Here is a 20,157-nt window from a genome sequence, read left to right as displayed (position 1 = left end):
CTGGGGTGGTGCTGGCCTGGCTTCTGGTTCCGACGATGCCATCGTGGCACAGGCCACAGGGAGCGGCCAGCCGCGCCTGACCGGATGGTCAGCGGAGCCCAGGATGCGGACATACGATGACGGGACCGCCTCGTCGGTGTAATCGACCCCGTCGCCCTCAGGAGCTGCCCCGTGACCGGCATCCGCCCCGACCGCCCCCGTGCCGACGTCTCCGCCGAGGCGGTGACCGAGCAGGTCCGCGCCTGGGTGCGCGCGGCTGCGCAGCATGATGTCCCTGCCCCCGCGCGGCTGCTCGCGCAGCTGCTCAAGGACCCCCGCGGGCTGGAGTTCACGGTGGCCTTCGTGGACCGGGTGATCCGGCCCGAGGATCCGCGGGCCGCGGCCCAGGAGCTCGAGCGCCTGGCCGCGGAGCCGCCGGCCTTCCTGCCCGCCCCGCTGCGCCGCATCCTCTCGCTCGGCGGGGGCGCCGCTCCGCTGCTGCCGCAGGTGGTGGTGCCCGTCGCGCAGCGCGTCTTCCGCCAGATGGTCTCCCACCTGATCCTCGACGCCCGCGATGCCCCGCTGGGCCGCTCCATCGCCCGGATGCGCGCGGACGGCACCCGGCTGAACATCAACCTCCTCGGGGAGGCCGTCCTCGGAGCCCGCGAGGCGGGGCGCCGCCTGGCCGGAGTGCGCGATCTCGTGGCGCGGCCCGACGTCGACTACGTCTCCATCAAGGTCTCCTCCATCGTCGACCACCTGTCGCTGTGGGGCGCGCAGGACACCGTCCGCCACATCGTGGAGACCCTCCTGCCGCTGTACCTGGACGCGGCCCGCGCCGAGGAGCCCACCTTCCTGAACATGGACATGGAGGAGTTCCGGGATCTCGAGCTGACCCTCCAGGTCTTCGAGCGTCTGCTGGACCGGCCCGAGCTGCTGCATCTGCGCGCCGGCATCGTCCTGCAGGCCTACCTGCCCGATGCCCTCGGGGCGATGGAGCGCCTGCGCGCCTTCGCCCGCCGGCGGGTCGCCCAGGGCGGCGCGCCGATCAAGGTGCGGGTCGTCAAGGGCGCGAACCTGGCGCTGGAGAAGGTGGACGCGTCCCTCCACGGATTCGAGCAGGCGCCGTTCCACACCAAGGAGGAGACGGACGCGCAGTACAAGCGCGTGCTGCTGGACTCCCTGCGCCCCGAGCACCTGGAGGCCGTGCACCTGGGCGTCGCGGGCCACAACCTCTTCGACGCCGCCTTCGCGCACCTGCTCATGCAGCGCCGCGGCATCGCCTCCGGGGTCGAGGGCGGGGTCGAGTTCGAGATGCTCGCCGGCATGGCGCCGGGCCAGCAGGCCGCGGTGCGCGAGAGCGTCGGCTCGATGCGCCTGTACGTCCCCATCGTCGCCCCGCAGCAGTTCGACGTCGCCGTGTCCTACCTGGTGCGCCGCCTCGAGGAGAACGCCTCCTCGGACAACTTCATGTCCGCCGTCTTCGAGCTGGACCGCTCCGAGGAGCTCTTCGCCCGCGAGGAGGAGCGCTTCCGCCGGTCCCTGGACCGTGCCCTGCGCGAGGACCCGCGTCCCACCCACCGCGACCAGGACCGGGCCCGGGAGGCGATCTCGGATCCGCCCGAGCTGGGCGGCAGCGTGCTCCCGGCCCGCCCCGGCGCCTTCGTCAACACGCCGGACACCGACATGTCCACCCCGGTGAACCAGGAGTGGGCCGAGACCATCACCCATCGGATCCGCGGCTCGCGGCTCGGGGTGGCGGAGGCCGAGGCCGCCCGCATCGGCTCCCTCGAGGACGTCGACCGGATCTGCCGCGAGGCGCTGGAGGCCCAGACCGCCTGGGCGGCACGTCCCGCCGCGGAGCGCGCCGCCGTGCTGCGGCGCGCCGCCCAGGTGCTGTCGCAGCATCGGGCGGAGCTGCTCGAGGTGGCCGCCTCCGAGACCGGCAAGACCCTCGAGCAGGGCGATCCGGAGGTCAGCGAGGCCATCGACTTCGCCCTGTACTACGCCGACCAGGCGGAGGCCCTCGCCGCGCAGTCGGAGATCGTCGCGATCCCCCGCCGCCTGACCCTGGTCACGCCTCCCTGGAACTTCCCGCTGGCGATCCCCACCGGCTCGGTGCTGGCGCCGCTGGTGACGGGCAGCGCCGTCGTCATGAAGCCGGCCCCGCAGGCCCGGCGCTGCGGCGCGGTGATCGGCCGCCTGCTGCGGGAGGCCGGGGTGCCCGAGGGCGTGCTGACCATCGTCGACGCCCCCGAGAACGAGGTGGGCCGGGCGCTGGTCTCGGACCCGCGGGTGGACCAGCTGATCCTCACCGGCGCCTACGACACCGCCGCCCTGTTCGCCTCCTGGCGTCCCGAGCTGCGGATCAAGGCGGAGACCTCCGGCAAGAACTCCATCATCGTGACCCCGCACGCCGACCTCGACCTCGCGGCGAAGGACGTGGCCGCCAGCGCCTTCGGGCACGCCGGCCAGAAGTGCTCCGCGGCGAGCCTGGTGATCACCGTCGGCTCGGTCTCCCGGTCCCGCCGCTTCGACGCCCAGCTGGCCGATGCGGTGCTCAGCCTCCACGTGGGCCTGCCCTCGGACCCGACGGCCCAGGTGGGCCCCGTCATCGAGCCCCCGGGCGAGAAGCTCGCCAAGGGCCTCGGCGAGCTCGGCCCGGGCGAGCGGTGGATCGCCGAGCCCGAGCAGCTGGACGCCGAGGGGCTGCTGTGGACGCCCGGCGTGCGCGACGGCGTGCGAGAGGGCTCGGAGTTCCACCTCACCGAGTACTTCGGCCCGGTGCTCGGCATCATCCACGCCGACACCCTCGAGGACGCCGTGCGCATCCAGAACGGCACCGCCTACGGCCTCACGGCCGGGCTGCACTCCCTGGACCCGGACGAGGTCGCCTGGTGGACCGATCACGTCGAGGCCGGGAACCTGTACATCAACCGCGGCATCACCGGGGCGATCGTGGAGCGCCAGGCCTTCGGCGGCTGGAAGCGCTCGGCCATCGGCCAGACCACCAAGGCCGGCGGCCCGAACTACCTGCTGCAGCTGGTCGACGTGGCCGATGCGCATCCGCGCCCGGACCGGGAGGCCTGGCTCGAGGAGGCCCGCGCCTCGGACCGCCGCCATCTCGCCGGCACCTTCCTGCCCCGGGACCGCCAGGACCTGCACGGCGAGGTCAACATCCTGCGCTACGTACCGGTGCCGACGGTGATCCGCGCGGCCGACGGCGCCGAGGCGACGGGGCTCGCCCGCGTGCTGCATGCCGCCGCGGCCGCCGGTGCCGATGTCGAGGTGTCCCTGGCCGATGCGGCGCTGCGCGAGACGGTCGCGTCCTCCGACCTGGCCGGGGTCGAGGTCCGGGTGGAGACCGCCGAGGAGTTCGCCGCCCGGGTGCCGCAGCTGCGGCGGATGCGGATCCGGCTGCTCGGCGAGGCCGATGCCGCACTCCACGCCGCGATCGCCGACCGGGTGGAGGTCGCCCTGTACCCCGCACCGCCCACCGTGAGCGGTCGCCTGGAGCTGCTGGCCTTCCTGCATGAGCAGGCGATCAGCGCCACAGATCACCGCTACGGCAACCCGCTGCTGCAGGAATACGACCTCACGGGCGGCGTCGGGTACTCCCGCGGACGGGCTTGAGCGCTTAAGGTGGTTCGGGCCGCACCGACGCGGCCCGAACCGCTCTCTCCCGAGGAGATCGCATGCCCCACCCGTCCCGTCCCCGTCCCCTGTCCCGCCGCGCAGCCCTGGGAGGACTCGGCGCCGCCGGGGCCCTCGCCGCCGGCGCCGGCCTGACCCCCGCTGCGGCCGCCCCGGAGCCGGAGGCCCCGGGCCTCCAGGAGGCCCGTGACCGCGCCCTGGCGGCGGTCGCCGCGCTCGAGTCCCGCTTCGCCGCGGGCGACGGCACCGACCTGCTGCACGAACACCACCCGGTGCGGGAGAACGACCCGCCCTACTCCTACGAATGGCCGCTCTCGCAGGCCCGCGCCGCGAGCAGCGAGCTCGCCCATGCCCCGGGCGCCCCGGCCTCGCTCGCGGAGCAGCTCGCCTCCCGCGACCGGGCGCAGGAGCGCTACTGGCACGCCGCCGGCGGCGACACCGGCCTGCCCGGCTACGCCTCGGCGACGGATCCCGAGCAGGGCGCGCACGGCGACTACTTCTACGACGACAACGCCTGGGTCGGGATGCTCGAGGTCGAGGAGCACCTGATCACCGACGGGGCGCGCGGCGACGTCGAGCGCGCCCTCGAGGTGTACGCCCTGCTGCGCTCGGGATGGGACGACGATCCCAGCCATCCCGCGCCCGGCGGCGTGTGGTGGGCCCAGACCGACTGGAACGACGACCGCAACACGGTCTCGAACATGCCGACCGCGAAGCTGGGGATCCGGCTGTTCCAGATCACGGGCGAGCAGGAGCACCTCGACTTCGCCCTGCGCTGCGTGGACTGGACGCGCGAGCACCTGCTCGCCCCCAACGGGCTGTTCTGGGACAACGTCAAGCTCGACGGCTCCATCGACCGCACCCAGTGGACCTACAACCAGGGCGTCCCGCTGGGCGTGGAGGCGCTGCTGTTCGAGGTCACCGGCGATGCTGCGCACCGCGACCGCTGCCTGGAGATCGTCGACGCCGTGATCGACCACTATCGGGTCTGGGAGGCCGGCGGTCCGCTGGATGCGCAGCCGGTCGCCTTCAACGCGATCCTCTGCGCGAACCTGCTGATGGCCGAGGCGATCCTCGGGTCCGACGTGCCCGGCCGGAAGATCACCGCCGCCTGCGCCGACCGCCAGTGGACCCGCCTGCGGGATCCGGAGACCGATCTGTTCCGCCGCGATCCCTCCCAGGACGGGCTGGAGCTGCTGGACCAGGCCGGTTTCGCCCGCACGCAGGCCCTCGCGGCCCTCCCCCGCCCGGTCTGGCGCCACCTGACCTGACCGGCCGCGCCGGCGCGGGCCGGCTCCTGCCGTACGGGCCGGCTGCTGCCGTGCGGGAACGCGCCGCCCGCGCGGGCCGGCCCGGGGACGGCCCGCGCGGCGGGGTCAGCCGCCGATCACGGTCCCGGCGGGGATCTCCGCCGGGTCGTCGGCGGTGACGCGCGCATCGCCCGTGGCGACGACGCCCGCGCCGAAGCGGTGATCGCCCTCGACGGTGAGGGACGCGGCCTCGCGCAGCGAGGGGACGCCCTCGGCGAAGCGCTCCTCGAAGTCGCCCACCAGCTTGTAGTGCTCGGCGTCGAGGGAGACTCCCGGGACCGTCTCGACCTGCTGGACCAGCGCCATCCGCTCGTCGAGCTCGTAGGCGTCCGAGCGCACCAGCAGCAGGTCGCTGGTGGCCTTGACCGGGAGGAAGCGCGAGCGGTCCACGACGATCGCGGTGGCGCCGTCGAAGACCTCGATCGCCGCGCCCATGGCGGATTCGATCTGGTAGACCTTCGTGCTGGTCTTGTCGGCCGGGTCGACGGTCTTCTCGTTGCGGATCAGCGGCAGGCCCATCACCCCGTCGCGCTCGGCGAGGATCGCCGCGACCTGCTCGAGGTCGAACCACAGGTTGTTGGTGTGGAAGAACGGGTGGCGGTGCTCGTCGGTGAAGAAGTGCATCTGGTCCTCGGGCGTCTGCGCGGTGTCGCGCAGGATCAGCCGGCCGTCGGACTTCCGGACCGCCAGGTGGCCGCCCTTGCGGTCCGCGGCGGTGCGGCGGCACAGCTCTGCCGCATAGGGCGCGCCGGTGCCCGCGAACCATGCGGCGATCACGGGGTTGGGGACGGTGCCGAGGTTGTCGGAGTTGGAGACCGAGGCGTAGCGGAATCCGGCGTCCAGCAGCTGCTGCAGCAGTCCCGAGGTCTGCAGGGCCGTGTAGATGTCGCCGTGGCCGGGCGGGCACCACTCGAGGTCGGGATCGGCGGGGTGCTCGACGGGCGTGAGGTCGTCGGCGCGGAGCTTGGGCTCCTTGTTCTGCAGGAAGTCCAGCGGCAGGTCGCCCACGGGCAGGTCCGGGTACCGCGAGAGGACCTCGAGGGTGTCCTCCCGGGTGCGGAAGGAGTTCATGAACACCAGCGGCAGGCGCGCACCGGTCGCGCGACGCGCGGCGAGCACCTGCTCGACGATGATCTCCAGGAAGCTCTTCCCGTCGCGGACAGGGAGCAGCGACTTGGCCCGGTCCATGCCCATGGAGGTGCCTAGGCCTCCGTTGAGGTTGATGATCGCGAGCTTGTCGAACACCTCCTTGGCGGCGAAGGGATCGATGGTCACGTCGTCGAGCTTCGGCGGGTCGAGGTAGGGCTCGATGGTCTCCTCGGGGATCGAGCCGGTGGTGCCGTCCTCGAGCTGGGCGTAGTAGTGGGAGAAGACGTCGATGGCGGTCTGCGGAACGCCGGCGTCGGTCATCTTCTGCTGTGCTGCGGCGAGGCCTTCGGTGCTCATGGGGCCAGGGTATCGGGGCTGTCGGGGGCGCGCGTCGTCGTCCCTCCCGTGCCCGGGATGCGGACCGCCCTCGCGCGCCCGCACCGCCGCCCCTCGCGCCCGCACCGCCGCCCCTCGCGCGCCTGCGCCGCGCCGCGACGGCTCACAGGCGGTCCCAGGCCGAGCCCTGCGGCGGATCGGTGACGGCGATCAGCGTCGCGTCCCCGTACGGTGCGGCGGGGTCCAGCGGCGCCTCCGCCGGCAGGACCAGGGCCCAGGCTCCGGCCTCGAGGCCGGCCCCGCGCGCCAGGTAGCCGCCGGCCGCCTGCGGTCCGAACAGCTCGGCCGATGTCAGCACCGAGCGGGCCACCTCGCCCGGCCCGGCCTCGAAGGCGCGATGGGCCCCCTCGGCCCTCGCGTAGGACGCCAGCGCCTGGCGGATGCGGGCGGCGCGCTGCGGGTCCAGGTCCGTCTCCAGGAGGATCTGCGGGCCCTCGAACCCGGAGCCCGCCGGGCGGGACGCCCCGGGATCCAGCACCTCGCACAGCACCCCGTCGCGCAGCGCCCGCTCGCTCGCGGCGCGCAGACGGGACTCGAACAGGGCCCGTCCCACCAGCCAGCACACCGGCGCGGCGAGCACCAGGCCGAGGCACAGGACCCAGGCCGCGACCGCCGTCGGCCCCTGGGCCATGAGCGCGTCCATCCGCCCGGGCCGGACCACGAGCACCAGTCCGAGGACGAGGCCGGGCAGCAGGAGCACGAGGGCGCGCAGGTGGTATCCGGTGATCCGGGGGCTCAGGTGCGCCGCGACCTCCTCGAGGGTGTCCAGGCGCGGAGGGCACGGCCGGGCGGCGCGCCCCGCCGTGAGCTCGGGGCCGTCCGCGACGGCGGCGGCCGCCCAGGCCGCCGCGGGATCGCCGGGCCAGCTGCGGGGAGTGCGCGGTGCGCGATGCGCTCCGCCGTGGGGTGCCCGGGCGGGTTCGACCACGGCCGGCACCGGAGCGCGGTGGCGCCGGCGCGCCGGGGCGGCGTCGTGGTCGACGGCGCCCTCCTCGACCTCCGCCCCGCCGCGCACGGCCGCCTGGGCATCGGAGGTCCGAGGATCGGGCGCCTGAGCATCGGAAGACCGAGCACCGGAGGCCTGAGCATCGGAGGCCCGAGCATCTGAGGCCTGGGATTCGGGCGTCCGACCATCGAACTCCCGGGCATCGGGCGCGAGGGGGCCGATGCCCGGGATCTCGGGCGTGCGGGGATCGGCCGCCGGCTGATCGGACACCGGCTGATCGCCCCTCGGGCGCGCGGCGGCCCGAGGGGCGGCCGGGGTCGGGTCGGCGCGGTCGGCAGCGGCCTCGGCGATGAGATCCCGCGGCCGCGAGGTCCGGTAGCGGGCGGTCACCGCCGGCTGCCGCCGCGCGGCCCGCCGGCCGCGCCCGGCGCTGCGACCGTGCTCGTCCATCGGCGATCACCCCTGATCGGATCGGTGCCTTCGTGCCGACCAGTATGGTCCGCGCGCGGCCCCGCCGCCGGGGAATCGGGGCTCAGTCCCCGAAGGCCTCCGGCCAGTCGAGCTGCCCGGCCTCGACCCATTCGACGATCCCGCTGGGTCGTTCGGGATCGGAGGCGAAGTCCTCGACCACCCGGAACGCCTTGTGCCCGGGGATGCAGGTGCCCAGCGGCACGTGCGCCTGGTTCTCCTTCTGCTGGAAGACCTGCAGCATCTCCTGGCGGCCGACGCTCAGCAGGAGGGGGCGGGCCACGCCGTCCTTCTCCGGTCGCTGCCAGGACAGAGAGAAGCCGCGCCGCGGGATGTGCTCGTAGCTCAGGCTCGCCCCGTGCGGGCGCAGCGGGAGCGGACGGATCACGTCGCTGTCCTTGGGCGTGGCCGACATGAGCACGCTGTCGTCCTCGAGCGCGTCCTCGCCGCCGAAGAAGGCGCGCAGCTCGGCGACGTCGTACTCGTGGCGGCCGGGCGCCGAGGCGGCTCCCGGGAGGTAGATCTGGCTGGTGTGCACGCGGGGCATGGATTTCCTCGGGGATCGGGCGGGGACGGCGCGGGACGGACGTCGGTGGCGGAAGTCTGTCATCCGCGCGGCCCGGGAGGGCTGCTCGTCTGCCCGAGTTCCCCTTCTGTGACCTGGCGGCGCGGCCACGTGGACAGGACCTCCAGCAGATGCCGATCGTGCGTGGCGAGCACCACCGCGGCGGGGTGGTCGGCGAGGGCCGCGACCAGGTCGTCGACGCCGGCCGGCCCCAGGTGGTTGGTGGGCTCGTCCAGCAGCAGCACGTCGGGGCGCTCGGCGAACAGGCGGGCGAGCTCCCGGCGCCGCCGCTCCCCCGGGCTGCCCGGCGCGTCCTGCGCCGCCGCCTCCGGGCCGCGGTGCGCCGCCGCCTCCGGGCCGCGGTGCGCCGCCGCCTCCGGGCCGTGCTCCTGCCGCAGCTCGCCGATGCGGGCACCGCCGAGCACGCGCACCTCCCCCTCGTCCGGGGCGATGCGGCCCGAGAGCAGGCCGAGGGCGGTCGACTTCCCGGCCCCGTTGGGGCCGACCAGCAGGAGCCGGTCCCCGCCCGCCAGGCGCAGGTCCAGCCCCTGCAGCCGCGGCCGCGGTCCGTCTCCCCGCACGCCCGCTCCGTCCGCGCGCAGCAGCGGGGCCCCTGCCCGCGTCCCCGAGGGCGCGAGGACCAGCCGGGCCGGCGGCGGAGGGACGTCGAGCCGATGCTCCTCGAGGCGGGCGATGCGCTCGTTCATCGCCCGCACGACCCCGGGGGCGCGGGAGGCGCGCTGATGCCGGCCGGTGCCCTTCTCGGGCCTCCACCCGGTGGTCAGCCGGTCCCGGGCACGCTGCGCCTGCTCGGCAAGGCGCCGCTGCTCGTCCTGCTGACGGGCGTAGGCGTCCTCCCAGGCGGCCCGGGCTCGGCGGCGCTCGGCACGCCACGTCCCGATGCCGCCGCCCACCTGCAGCGGGATGCCGCCGGCGGTGGGGTCCAGGTCCAGGAACGCGGTGGCGACCTCGGCCAGCAGGGTGCGGTCGTGGGAGACGAGGACGGCCGCCCCCTCGTGCTCGTGCAGGGCCCGGGCCAGGTGATCGAGGCCGCGGTCGTCCAGATGGTTGCCGGGCTCGTCCAGCAGCAGCAGATCCTCGCGGGCCGCGAGCACCCCGGCCAGGCGGATGCGGTACCGCTGGCCCACGGAGAGCTCGCCGAGCCGTCGCTGCGGCGGGTGGACGGCCCCGAGCTCCTCGAGGGCGACCTCCAGGCGCCGCGGCGCGTCCCAGGCATCGAGCCGGGTCGCCTCGGCGAGGGCGTCGTCGTACCGGGCGGCGGCCGCGGCCGAGGCGTCCTCGACGAGGGCGAGGGCCGCGGCGTCGAGCTCGTCGAGGGCGGCTCGGGGCCGGGACAGCAGCTGCGCCGTGAGATCGCCGACGGTGCGCCGGCGCGCATCGGCCGTGAGGGCCGGGAGCGTCTGGCGCACCAGGGCGAGGCTCCCGTGGCGCTCGATGGTGCCCGCGTCGGGATCGCGCAGCCCGGCGAGGGTCTCGAGCAGGGTCGTCTTGCCGCGGCCGTTCTCGCCGACGACGGCGAGGCGCCGTCCCGCGGGGACCGTGCAGGTCAGCCCCTCGAGCAGGACGCGGCCGTCGCGGACGAGCCGCAGGTCATCGGCCCGAAGGTGGGCGGAGCGGTGCGAGGGCAGAGAGGAACGGAGGGTGGTGGACATGGGGGTGCCTTCCCGGGCGCCGGAGCGATGGACGGAGCGGGAGGCGGCAGGACGATCTGGGGGTGCGGCCGCCTCAGCGGCGCACGCGGGGCCGCGCGAGGGCGGAGATCACGGATCTGGTCGTCATGGCCGCGACGCTATCCGGCCGCCGCGCCCGGGTGCATCCGATTTTCCTCGGCGGCGCGGCCGGAGCCGTGCGCGAGGCCCCGCCGCGAGTCCGTAGACTGGTCCACCATGAGCACAGTCCTGTCCGCGGTCGCCTGGCCGTACGCCAACGGTCCCCGCCACATCGGCCATGTCGCCGGGTTCGGCGTCCCCTCCGACGTCTTCTCGCGGTACATGCGCATGGCGGGCCACGACGTGCTCATGGTCTCGGGCACCGACGAGCACGGGACCCCGATCCTCGTCGCCGCGGACTCCGAGGGCATCTCGGCCCGCGAGCTGGCCGATCGCAACAACCGCGTGATCGTCGAGGACCTCGTCCAGCTGGGACTGTCCTACGACCTGTTCACCCGCACCACCACCCGCAACCACTACGCCGTGGTGCAGGAGATGTTCGTGGCGGTGCACGAGAACGGCTACATGATCGAGAGGACGACCAAGGGCGCGATCTCGCCGTCCACGGGCCGCACCCTTCCGGACCGCTACATCGAGGGCACCTGCCCGATCTGCGGGGCCGGCGGCGCCCGCGGCGACCAGTGCGACACCTGCGGCAACCAGCTCGACCCCACCGACCTCATCGATCCCGTCTCCCGCATCAACGGGGAGACGCCGGAGTTCGTCGAGACGACGCACTACTTCCTGGACCTGCCGGCGCTGGCCGGCGAGCTGGGCCGCTGGCTCGACGAGCGCGAGGCCACCGGCCTGTGGCGCCCCAACGTGATCCGCTTCAGCCAGAACATCCTCGAGGACATCCGCCCCCGCGCGATGACCCGGGACATCGACTGGGGCATCCCGGTGCCGGGCTGGGAGGACCAGCCCACCAAGCGCCTGTACGTGTGGTTCGACGCGGTGATCGGCTACCTCTCCGCCTCGGTGGAGTGGGCGCGCCGCCAGGGCGATCCGGACCTGTGGCGCAAGTGGTGGAACGACCCGGAGGCCCTGTCCTACTACTTCATGGGCAAGGACAACATCGTCTTCCACTCGCAGATCTGGCCGGCGGAGATGCTCGCCCAGAACGGCAAGGGCGACAAGGGCGGGGAGCCGGGCGCCTTCGGCGAGCTGAACCTGCCCACCGAGGTGGTCTCCAGCGAGTTCCTCACCATGGAGGGCAAGAAGTTCTCCAGCTCCAAGGGCGTGGTCATCTACGTCCGCGACGTCCTGTCGCGCTACCAGCCCGATGCGCTGCGCTATTTCATCTGCGCCGCCGGCCCCGAGAACCAGGACGCGGACTTCACCTGGGAGGACTTCGTCTCCCGCACCAACAACGAGCTCGTCGCCGGCTGGGGCAACCTCGTCAACCGCACGGCCGCGATGATCGCCAAGAACGTCGGGGAGATCCCGGCGGCCGGCGAGCTGACCGATCGCGACCGCGAGCTGCTGGGGACCATCGGCCAGGGCTTCTCCACCGTCGGCGAGCTGATCCGCACCCACCGCCAGCGCGCGGCGATCGCCGAGGCGATGCGCCTGGTGAGCGAGGCCAACCGCTACGTCTCGGAGACCGAGCCGTTCAAGATGAAGTCCGAGGAGCAGCGTCCGCGCCTGCTCACGGTGCTGCACGTCCTGGCCCAGGCCGTCACGGACCTCAACACGATGCTCGCCCCCTTCCTGCCGCATTCGGCCAACCAGGTCGAGAAGGCCCTCGGCGGCGACCGCGTGATCGCGCCGCTGCCGCGCATGGAGGAGGTCGAGGACCTCGACGGCGGTCCTGCGTACCCGATCATCACCGGGGACTACTCCGGGACCCCGGCCTGGGGCCACCGCCCCGTCACCGTGGGCGCTCCCGTCGCGAAGCCCACGCCGATCTTCACCAAGCTGGATCCGAAGATCGTCTCCGAGGAGCTGGAGCGCCTGGGCATCGGCGAGGGGGACGCGGACGGCGAGGACGCCGCCCGCTGACCCTGCGCACGCCCGCCCGCGCTGCGGGCACGCGCCGCGCGCCGGGCTCCGGGCTCCCCCGCACCCCGGGCGCCCCTCGCTCCGGTGTCCCTCGCACCCCAGGCGCTCGCACTCCTTCGCGAGATGTCATTCTGCGTCGCGTGAACCACCGTTCACGCGACGCAGAATGACATCTCGCGGGCGCCGACGATGGGGCCGGACGGTGGGACCCCGAGCGCGCCGGATGGAGAGACCCCGAGCGCGCCCCGGAAAGCCGGGCCCCGAGCACGCGCCGCGCGAGGGACGCCGCGCCAGCAGCCCGGAGGGCGCAGGACGACGCACCGCGCACCGGAAGCGTGACTCGCCGCCCCCACTGATCACACTTTCGCAAAAAGTGTTACTAGACTGGGGCGCATGGTCACGCTTCCTCCGCCGGCCGTCCTGCCGCTGCCCGTCCCCGCCGTGGGGCGGCGCCCCGGCACGTGGCGGGTGCCCGAGGACGGCCTGACCTCACGGGCCGCCCGCGCCCGCGGCACCGGGGCCTACGAGGCGACCGTCCCCGCGCCCCTGGCAGATCTCGCCCTGGCGCTGCCCTCGGACCTCGCCGCGGACGTCGCCGATGCGGAGGCGGCCCTGGTCGCCTTCGACGCCCACAGCGCGGCGGTGCTGGGCCCGGACAGCCAGGCCATCGGCCCGATGAGCTCGGTGCTGCTGCGCACCGAATCCGCCTCCTCCTCGCAGATCGAGGACCTCACCGTCGGGGCCCGCCAGCTGGCGCTGGCCGAGCTCGAGGAGTCCTCCAGCGCCAACGCCCTCACCGTCGTCGCCAACGTGCGCACCATGGAGGCGGCGCTGCGCCTGGCGGACCGGCTCGACCTCGATGCGATCCTGCAGATGCACGCGGAGCTGATGGCCTCCCCGCAGGCGCCTGACGGCGGGCGGCTGCGGGAGCAGCTGGTGTGGGTGGGACGCAGCGGAGCCAGCCCCCGCGGCGCCGCGCACATCGCCCCCGAGGCCGAGGACGTCCCGGCGGCTCTCGCGGATCTCGTCGCCTTCATCGGCCGCGAGGATCTGCCGGTGCTGGTCCATGCCGCGATCGCGCACGCCCAGTTCGAGACGATCCACCCCTTCACCGACGGGAACGGCCGCACCGGGCGGGCCCTCGTGCACGCCATGATCCACGGGAAGAGCCTGGTCACCCGGACCACCGCGCCGGTCTCCGCGGGACTTCTCACCGACCTCGAGGGCTACGTCGCCTCCCTGGAGGCGTTCCGCGCGGGGGATGCCCGCCCGGTGGTCGAGGAGTTCGCCGGCGCCGCCCGCTACGCCGCTGCGACCGGCGGGACCCTGGTCGACGACCTCGCCGAGCAGCTCGAGGTCTCGCGGGAGCGGCTGGGCGGCCTGCGGCGGCACGCCTTCGCCTTCCGCCTGCTGCCGCTGCTGGTGGGGCAGCCGATCGTGAACGCCGCCTTCGTCCGCGAGGCGCTGGGCACCAGCGCCATGACGGCGCAGCGCGCCCTCGCGCAGCTGACCGAGGCGGGCGTCCTCACCGAGCGCACCGGTCGCAGCCGCGGCCGCGTGTGGCAGCACACCGGGATCCTCGCGGTGCTGGACGAGTACGCGGAGGCGGTGCGGCGGGCAGGCTGAGCCGCAGCAGCCGGCCCTCCGGTCCGGCGGGGCCGCCCTCCCGGACACCCCTCCGAGGACGGCGCCGGCGTGCGACGATGCGGCCATGATCCGAACCTCCCTCGACGGGGTGCCGGTCCTCATCACCGAGGCACCGGGACTGCTGCGCGCATCCCTCGTCTTCCGCGCCGGAGCGTCCATGGCGACCTTCCGCGACCAGCAGGTGCCGCACCTCGTGGAGCATCTGGTGCTGTCGGAGGTGACGCGCGGTGCCCACGAGATCAACGGCAGCGTCACCGGACAGACGCTGCGCTTCGACGTGGCCGGCACGCCCTCCGAGGTGGCCCGCTTCCTCCAGGAGGTCTGCGCCCGGATCCGGGACCTGCCCGCACATCGCCTGGAGCACGAGGCCAGGATCGTCACCATCGAGGCGTCCTCCTGCGTGCACCCCGCGCTGGGGTCGATGGCGGTGACCCGGTACGGCATGCGAGGACCGGGGCTCGTCGGCGTCGGAGGCGTGCCCGCCTCCGAGACCTCGTTCGCCCGGATCGAGACGTTCGTGCGCCGCTTCCTTGTCCGCGGCAATGCGGCGCTGTCCCTGACCGGGCCCCTGCCCGAGGGGCTGCGCCTGGACCTGCCCGAAGGGCCGCCGGCCGACGATCCGCGCCCGGCCGCACCCATCTGGGAGCTGCCGATGCTGCTGCGCGAGGAGTCCCCCGCGGTCTGCTTCTCGATCGAGGTGCCCGATGACGAGTCCGGCCTCGTGCTGCAGGAGGTTCTCCTGGCGCGCCTGCGCGAGACGCTCCGGCACGACCGAGGCCTCGCCTACGGGGTCGAGTGCGATCTGACCTGGGCGCCGGAGGGGAAGGTGCTGGTGGGCATCGTCGTCGACGGGGATGCCCAGCGCACCGACGAGATCGCCCAGCACTCCTATCGCGTCCTGCAGGACCTCGCCGCGACAGGCCCCTGCGCCGAGGAGCTCGAGCTGGTGCAGGAGAGGATCGCCCGCATCTTGCGGGAACCGGCATCGGCCCCGGACTTCCTGCTCGACCAGGCCGTCGGCCTGCTGCGCGGCAGTGAGCCCCGCACGGCGGACGAGGTCGAGAGCGCGGTGCGGGCGGTGAGCGCGCCCCAGCTGCAGGAGATGACGGACCGCGGGCTCCGCACCCTGGTCATGGTCGTCCCCGGCGACCCGGAGGAGGATCCGGACCATCCGCTGCTGCCGGGGATCCCCGACCGCTCCTGCGAGGTCTTCGACGACGAGGAGGAGGTGTCCGGCCGCACGTTCTCCCGCCGTCTCCTCACCGGCGCGCCGTGGGACCTGCGGGTCCGGGCCGGCGAGCAGGGCATCAGCGTGCGGGTGGCCGGTGCGGTGCGCGCGGTCGCCTGGGACGACCTCGTGGGCATCGCGGCCCGCGGGGACGCGCGCGACCTGATCCCCGAGCACGGCGGCGAGTTCACGATCTGGACCGGGGACCTGCGCCACGGTCGTGCGCTGCGCGAGCTGATCGACTCCCGCCGCCCGGACCTCCTGTTCACCCCGGAGGACGTCGACGAGGAGTGATCCTCACGTGCTTCCGCCGAGGCCGCCCAGGTCGTGCACGCGGAAGGTCACGGCATGCTCGGTCCCCGCGGCCTCCCCGCCGGCGCGCAGGATCGGGGGGATGAGGTCCTCGGGCGCGGGATGGCCGGAGACGTGCTCGAGATAGGCGGCGTGGCAGTGCAGGGACGCCACGGCGGTGTCGACGTCGGCCGCGGAGACCGGCTTGGCGTGGGTGGGCCGTTCGTGCCCGACGATGAGCAGGGCGCGGGCGCTCCACGGCGCGAGCCCGGCGGTGCCGAGCTCGCGGAACACCCACGGGTTCGCGGCGTCGCGCACGCCGTCGACCGCGGCGAGGCCGGTGGCCCGATGGTCGGCCTGGTTCAGCCCGCCGTAGGCCTCGAGGTCGAAGTTCGCCGTGAGCACGAGGTCGGGGCGCAGGTCGCGGACGGTGCGCGCGACGTCTCGGCGCAGGTCGAGGCCCGGTTCGAGCATCCCGTCGGGATGGCCGAGGATCCGCAGCTCGCCCACGCCCACCGTGTCGCAGGCGGCGCGCTGCTCCCGGGCCCGCAGCGGGGCGATGACCTCGGGGGCCTCCGCCATGCCGGCCTCCCCCGCGGTCATGAGCAGGTACGACACGCGCACCCCGGCCTGCGTCCAGGCGTGGACCGCGGCGGAGGCGCCGTACTCCATGTCGTCGGGGTGGGCGACGATGCACAGCACCGACCGGATGTCGTCCTCGGGCAGGGGCGGAAGGTGATCGGACATTCTCGGGCTCCTCCGGCGTCGGCGGCTGCTGCCGCTCCGACGCTACTCCGCCGGACGCGCCGACGGGAGGGTTCAGGCGCCGACGGTCGAGACCTCCGGGCTCGGCGCGGGCTCGGACACCGCGACCGCGGCCGCTGCCGAGAGCGCCTGCTCGAGATCGGCGAGGAGGTCGGCCGGGTCCTCGAGGCCGATGGACAGCCGCACCGTCCCCTCCGTGACGCCGCACGCCGCGAGCTGGGCCGGGGTCAGGTGGCAGTGGGTGGTGCTGCCGGGGTGGACGGCGAGGGAGCGGGAGTCGCCGATGTTCACGGCGAGGGTGATCAGCTCGAGGGCGTCCAGGAAGGCCTCTGCGGCCTTCTCCCCGCCGGCGAGGTCGATGGCGAAGACGCCGGAGGTGCCGCGCGGGAAGTCGCGCCGGGCGATATGGGCATCGGGCCGGCCCGGAGAGGAGGGGTGGTGCACCCGCGTGACCAGGGGGTGCTCGCGCAGCGCGGCGGCGAGGTGCGCGGTGCTCGCGCAGATGCGATCCATGCGCAGGTCGAGGGTCTCGATGCCGGTCAGCAGCAGGGACGCGCTGGCGGCCGGCAGGGAGGCGCCGAAGTCGGTGAGGTACTTGGCGCGGGCGTAGGCGAGGTAGCCCGAGCCGCCGCGCTCGTACTCGTCGGCGAAGGTCACGCCGAAGCGCTCGTTGTGTCCGGTGATGCGGGGGAACAGCTGCGGACATCGGCGCGGGTCGAAGCGCCCGGTGTCCACGACGATCCCGGCCAGGGCCGCGCCGTGCCCGCCGAGGTACTTGGTGGCGGAGTGGATGACGACGTCGGCGCCCAGGGCGCCGGGGCGCAGCAGGGCGGGGCTCGCGACGGTGTTGTCGACCACGAGCACGGCGTCGCGGGCGTGGGCGATCTCCGCCAGGGCGGCGATGTCGGCCAGCTGGGCGCCCGGGTTCGCGATGGACTCGACGAACAGCACGCGGGTGCGGTCGGTGAAGGCGGCGGCGACGGCCTCGAGGTCCCAGGGGTCCGCACCGGTCCAGGTGGCGCCGAAGTCGGCCAGGGAGTCGTCGAAGAACTCGACCGTTCCCCCGTACAGGCGGGTGGCGGCGACGAGGTGGTCCCCGGGGGTGAGGAGCCCCAGCACGCCCACGGCGACGGCGGCCTGCCCGGAGGCGACGGCGATCGCGCCGATGCCGCCCTCGAGCTCGGCGACGCGACGCTCGAGCACGCAGGTGGTGGGGTTGCCCGAGCGGGAGTAGGCGTAGCCGTCGCGCTTGCGGGCGAAGAGGTCCTTCAGCTGCTGGAAGGACTCCGCCGCGTAGGCGGTGGTGGAGTGGACGGGCACGGCGATGGACCGGTGCGGGCCCTCCGGCTCGTATCCGGCATGGGTCTGCGCGGTGCTCGAGTACCCGTTGCTGACCGACGTGCTCATGGGGACCTCCCGCGGCGAGTGCTGATGGACGATTCATCGTGCGTCGCCCGGGCGCCGCAGCCCAAGGAATGTGTCCTCGTGTGGCTCCCGACCGGCACCTGGGGCCGATGCTCCTGCTCAGCGCGCCGATGCCCCCTCGCGGGAGCGAAGGCGGAGCGCGGCGCTCTCGGCGAGGCCCACGAGGCCTTCGAGGGGGCCGCGGGCGGTGGTGGCCCGCGCCGCGAACCGCCGCCACAGCGCGACCAGGAGGGCCCCGGCCAGCAGGAGGCCCAGGAGCATCGGCCAGGAGTCGTCCCGCCGTCCGTCGGCGAGGACCGAGTACGCGTGGAGCACCACGACCTGCCCCGTGTACAGGCTCAGCGACATGGTCCCCGGCAGCGCGAGCAGGCCGAGAGCGCGCGGCGCGAGATCGGCCGCGCCCCAGCACAGCAGCAGCACGCCCGCGGCCCCGGCGAGATCGCCGGTGATCTCGGCGGGGGTGCCGCCGTAGGCGTGGACCGCGAAGATCCCCAGCAGGTTCGGGGCGATCACGAGGGCGGCGAACGCGCCGAGCGCTCCGGCGCCCGCGAGGAGGACGGGCCCGGCTCCGCGCGGCCGGGAGGTCAGGAGGCGGATCAGCAGGATGCCCGTGAGCGCGCAGGCGGCCATCGCGGCGAGACGGTACGGGCCCTCCCCGCCGGCGAGCGCGAGGGCGCGGACCGGCAGCGCGCCGATCGGGGTGTCGGCCCCGGCCCCGGCGAGGGCGGCGCGGTGCAGCATCGGCAGCAGGCATGCCGCGGCGAGCACGAGCGGCAGCAGCCCGGCCAGGGTGCGGGTGCGGCCGCGGACCAGGGGGATGCACAGCGCCGTCAGCACCCCGAGGTGCACCAGCACGATCACCACCTGCGCCGAGGACCGGGCGAGCACGGCCCCCACGACGATCAGGCACAGCGCCCGCACCAGGGATCGCAGCGCCCGGTGCGGGCGCGCCCCGTCCTCCCCCAGCTGGGCGCCCGCGCCCACGAGCAGGGCGAACAGCGGCGCGGTGAGGAACTCCGAGACGAGCAGGATGCGGCCGGGCCCGTCGCCCGGCGCGACGTGGGCGATCACCATCAGCACGAGCGCCGCGGTGCGGGCCAGGTCCACGCCGATCCGCCGGGCGGGAGCCGCCGCCCGGGCGCTGCTCACTCCCACACGCCGGAGCTGCCGCGCCGGTGGGAGCCGACCAGATGGGTGTCGACGATGCCCAGCGCCTCCATCAGGGCGAACATCGTGGTGGGGCCGACGAAGCGGAATCCCCGGCGGCGCAGCTCCTTCGCCAGCGCCGCGGACTCGGGGCTCGTGGTCGGCACCTCGGCGGCGCGGACCGGTCGCGGGGTCCGGGCGGGCCGGTAGGACCACACGAGGTCGGCGAGGGTCGAGCCGGCGGGCAGGTCGCCGGCGGCGCCGAGACCCTCCTGGGTGCGCAGCGCGATGGCGGCGCGGGCGTTGGAGATGGTCGCCTCGATCTTGCCGCGGTGGCGGATGATCCCGGCATCGGCCAGCAGGCGCTCGACGTCCTGCGCGCCGAAGGCGGCGACGGCGTCGACGTCGAAGCCGGCGAAGGCGCGCCGGAACCCCTCGCGGCGTCGCAGGATCGTCGCCCAGGAGAGGCCGGACTGGAAGCCCTCGAGGCTCAGCCTCTCGAACACGCCCTGCTCGGTGCGCACGGGCATGCCCCACTCGGTGTCGTAGTACTCCCGCAGGTCGTCGTGGCGGCAGGCCCACAGGGGGCGGGACAGCCCGTCCTCGCCGACGACCAGGTCCGGGCTGGGAGGCTCCACCCTCAGTCGTCGATCTGGCCGACGGGCTCGCGCTTCTCGGCCTGGAACTGGTCCTCGACGCGTCCCAGGGCCCAGTAGGCGCTGATGGAGATGCTCTCGCGGGGGATGCCGAGCTCCTTGAGCTCGCGGCGGATCTGCTTGATGACGCCGCGCTCGCCGTGGGCGAAGACCTGGATGCCCGCCGGGTCGGGCAGCTCGAGCAGACGCAGCTGCGCCAGCAGCAGCTCCCGCTCGCCGATCAGCCAGTGCACCTCGAAGCCCTCCGGGGCGGAGATCTGCTGGCAGTCGCTGTCGTGGTCGAGGTGGATCAGGGCGAAGCCCTGCGCGTCCGCCGGCATCGCCTCGATCGCGCGGACCATGGCCGGCAGGGCGCTGTGGTCGCCGAGCAGCAGGTGGAAGGCGGAGTCGGGCTGCGGGGAGTACCCGCCGCCGGCGCCCATCATCGCGATGCGGTCCCCGGGCAGGGCCTCGTCGGCCCAGCGGGCGGCGATGCCGGCGTCCTCCCCGGTGCCGTGCAGCACGAAGTCGATCTCGACGAAGCCGGCCTCCAGGTCCCACCGGCGCACGGTGTAGGTGCGGCGGGCGGGCAGCAGCTCGGGGCTGTGCTCGCGCAGGCCCTCGAGGTCGTAGGGCGGGAGCAGGCCGCTGCCGGGGGCGGCGATGAGCAGCTTCACGTAGCTGTCGGTGGCGTCGTTGTAGCGCAGGTCCGCCAGGCCGTCCCCGCCCAGGCGCACCCGCACCATCTGCGGGCTCACCCGTTCCTTGCTGATCACCTCGAGGACCGCCTGGGGCCTGCTGGGGCGCTCGCGACCGGCGGGCTTCTCGGGCGCCGGGGCGGCGACGGGTGCTGTGGTGCTGCTGGCGTCGAACATGTCATCG

Annotated in this window: 14 protein-coding genes; 5 read left to right on the top strand and 9 right to left on the bottom strand. The window is 74.4% G+C overall.

The genetic code is table 11. From position 1 onward, the window contains the following. The first annotated feature begins 171 nt into the window (after positions 1-171). Together BF93_RS01060 and BF93_RS01055 are read left to right on the top strand one after the other, a co-directional pair. Complete coding sequence (locus tag BF93_RS01060; protein WP_051486370.1) at positions 172-3,612, top strand: bifunctional proline dehydrogenase/L-glutamate gamma-semialdehyde dehydrogenase; 3,441 nt, start codon at positions 172-174, stop codon at positions 3,610-3,612. Positions 3,613-3,674: 62 nt separating this feature from the next. Continuing rightward, a complete protein-coding gene (locus BF93_RS01055) occupies positions 3,675-4,904 on the top strand; it encodes a glycoside hydrolase family 76 protein (RefSeq protein WP_038370078.1) in 1,230 nt (409 codons plus the stop codon). A 105-nt stretch (positions 4,905-5,009) separates the two neighbouring features. On the opposite strand, the gene BF93_RS01050 is transcribed toward BF93_RS01055, so the two are convergent. The 4 genes from BF93_RS01050 to BF93_RS01035 all read right to left on the bottom strand — a co-directional run bounded on the left by BF93_RS01050 (position 5,010) and on the right by BF93_RS01035 (position 10,080). Next, complete coding sequence (locus BF93_RS01050; RefSeq protein ID WP_038370077.1) at positions 5,010-6,389, bottom strand: UTP--glucose-1-phosphate uridylyltransferase; 1,380 nt, start codon at positions 6,387-6,389, stop codon at positions 5,010-5,012. A 142-nt stretch (positions 6,390-6,531) separates the two neighbouring features. Further along, the gene (locus BF93_RS01045) at positions 6,532-7,644 is read right to left on the bottom strand and encodes a hypothetical protein (protein ID WP_156954005.1); all 1,113 of its coding nucleotides are present in this window, start codon (positions 7,642-7,644) and stop codon (positions 6,532-6,534) included. Positions 7,645-7,906: 262 nt separating this feature from the next. Continuing rightward, a complete protein-coding gene (locus tag BF93_RS01040) occupies positions 7,907-8,389 on the bottom strand; it encodes a hypothetical protein (protein WP_038370074.1) in 483 nt (160 codons plus the stop codon). Positions 8,390-8,448: 59 nt separating this feature from the next. Then, positions 8,449-10,080 (bottom strand): ATP-binding cassette domain-containing protein, encoded by a 1,632-nt coding sequence (locus BF93_RS01035; RefSeq protein ID WP_051486369.1) that lies wholly within the window; start codon positions 10,078-10,080, stop codon positions 8,449-8,451. Between the two features lie 234 nt (positions 10,081-10,314). Here BF93_RS01035 and metG point away from each other — a divergent pair, with 234 nt between their 5' ends. The 3 genes from metG (at position 10,315) to BF93_RS01020 (ending at position 15,307) form a co-directional block, all read left to right on the top strand. Then, on the top strand, positions 10,315-12,138 hold the full coding sequence (gene metG, locus BF93_RS01030; RefSeq protein WP_038370073.1) for a methionine--tRNA ligase: 1,824 nt from the start codon (positions 10,315-10,317) through the stop codon (positions 12,136-12,138). A 393-nt stretch (positions 12,139-12,531) separates the two neighbouring features. Next, positions 12,532-13,764 (top strand): Fic family protein, encoded by a 1,233-nt coding sequence (locus BF93_RS01025; RefSeq protein WP_038370072.1) that lies wholly within the window; start codon positions 12,532-12,534, stop codon positions 13,762-13,764. Between the two features lie 85 nt (positions 13,765-13,849). Beyond that, a complete protein-coding gene (locus BF93_RS01020) occupies positions 13,850-15,307 on the top strand; it encodes an insulinase family protein (protein ID WP_038370071.1) in 1,458 nt (485 codons plus the stop codon). 3 nt (positions 15,308-15,310) lie between these two features. On the opposite strand, the gene BF93_RS01015 is transcribed toward BF93_RS01020, so the two are convergent. The 5 genes from BF93_RS01015 to BF93_RS00995 all read right to left on the bottom strand — a co-directional run bounded on the left by BF93_RS01015 (position 15,311) and on the right by BF93_RS00995 (position 20,150). Next, entirely contained in the window at positions 15,311-16,051 is a 741-nt protein-coding gene (locus tag BF93_RS01015; protein ID WP_038370069.1) for a PIG-L deacetylase family protein, read from the bottom strand. 72 nt (positions 16,052-16,123) lie between these two features. Next, entirely contained in the window at positions 16,124-17,476 is a 1,353-nt protein-coding gene (locus tag BF93_RS01010; RefSeq protein ID WP_038370068.1) for an O-acetylhomoserine aminocarboxypropyltransferase/cysteine synthase family protein, read from the bottom strand. Between the two features lie 117 nt (positions 17,477-17,593). Then, on the bottom strand, positions 17,594-18,643 hold the full coding sequence (locus BF93_RS18740) for a DUF418 domain-containing protein (protein ID WP_156954004.1): 1,050 nt from the start codon (positions 18,641-18,643) through the stop codon (positions 17,594-17,596). After that, a complete protein-coding gene (locus tag BF93_RS01000; RefSeq protein ID WP_038370066.1) occupies positions 18,640-19,278 on the bottom strand; it encodes a DNA-3-methyladenine glycosylase I in 639 nt (212 codons plus the stop codon). Before BF93_RS01000 ends, BF93_RS18740 begins: the two co-directional genes overlap by 4 nt. Before the next feature lie 2 nt (positions 19,279-19,280). Next, a complete protein-coding gene (locus BF93_RS00995; RefSeq protein ID WP_038370065.1) occupies positions 19,281-20,150 on the bottom strand; it encodes a siderophore-interacting protein in 870 nt (289 codons plus the stop codon). Positions 20,151-20,157: the final 7 nt, after the last annotated feature.

The organism is Brachybacterium phenoliresistens (assembly GCF_000576425.1).
In the GTDB taxonomy this organism is placed as follows: Bacteria; Actinomycetota; Actinomycetes; order Actinomycetales; family Dermabacteraceae; genus Brachybacterium; species Brachybacterium phenoliresistens.
Note: the sequence above shows the minus strand (reverse complement) of the source record. Positions and strands in the feature narration are given on the sequence as shown.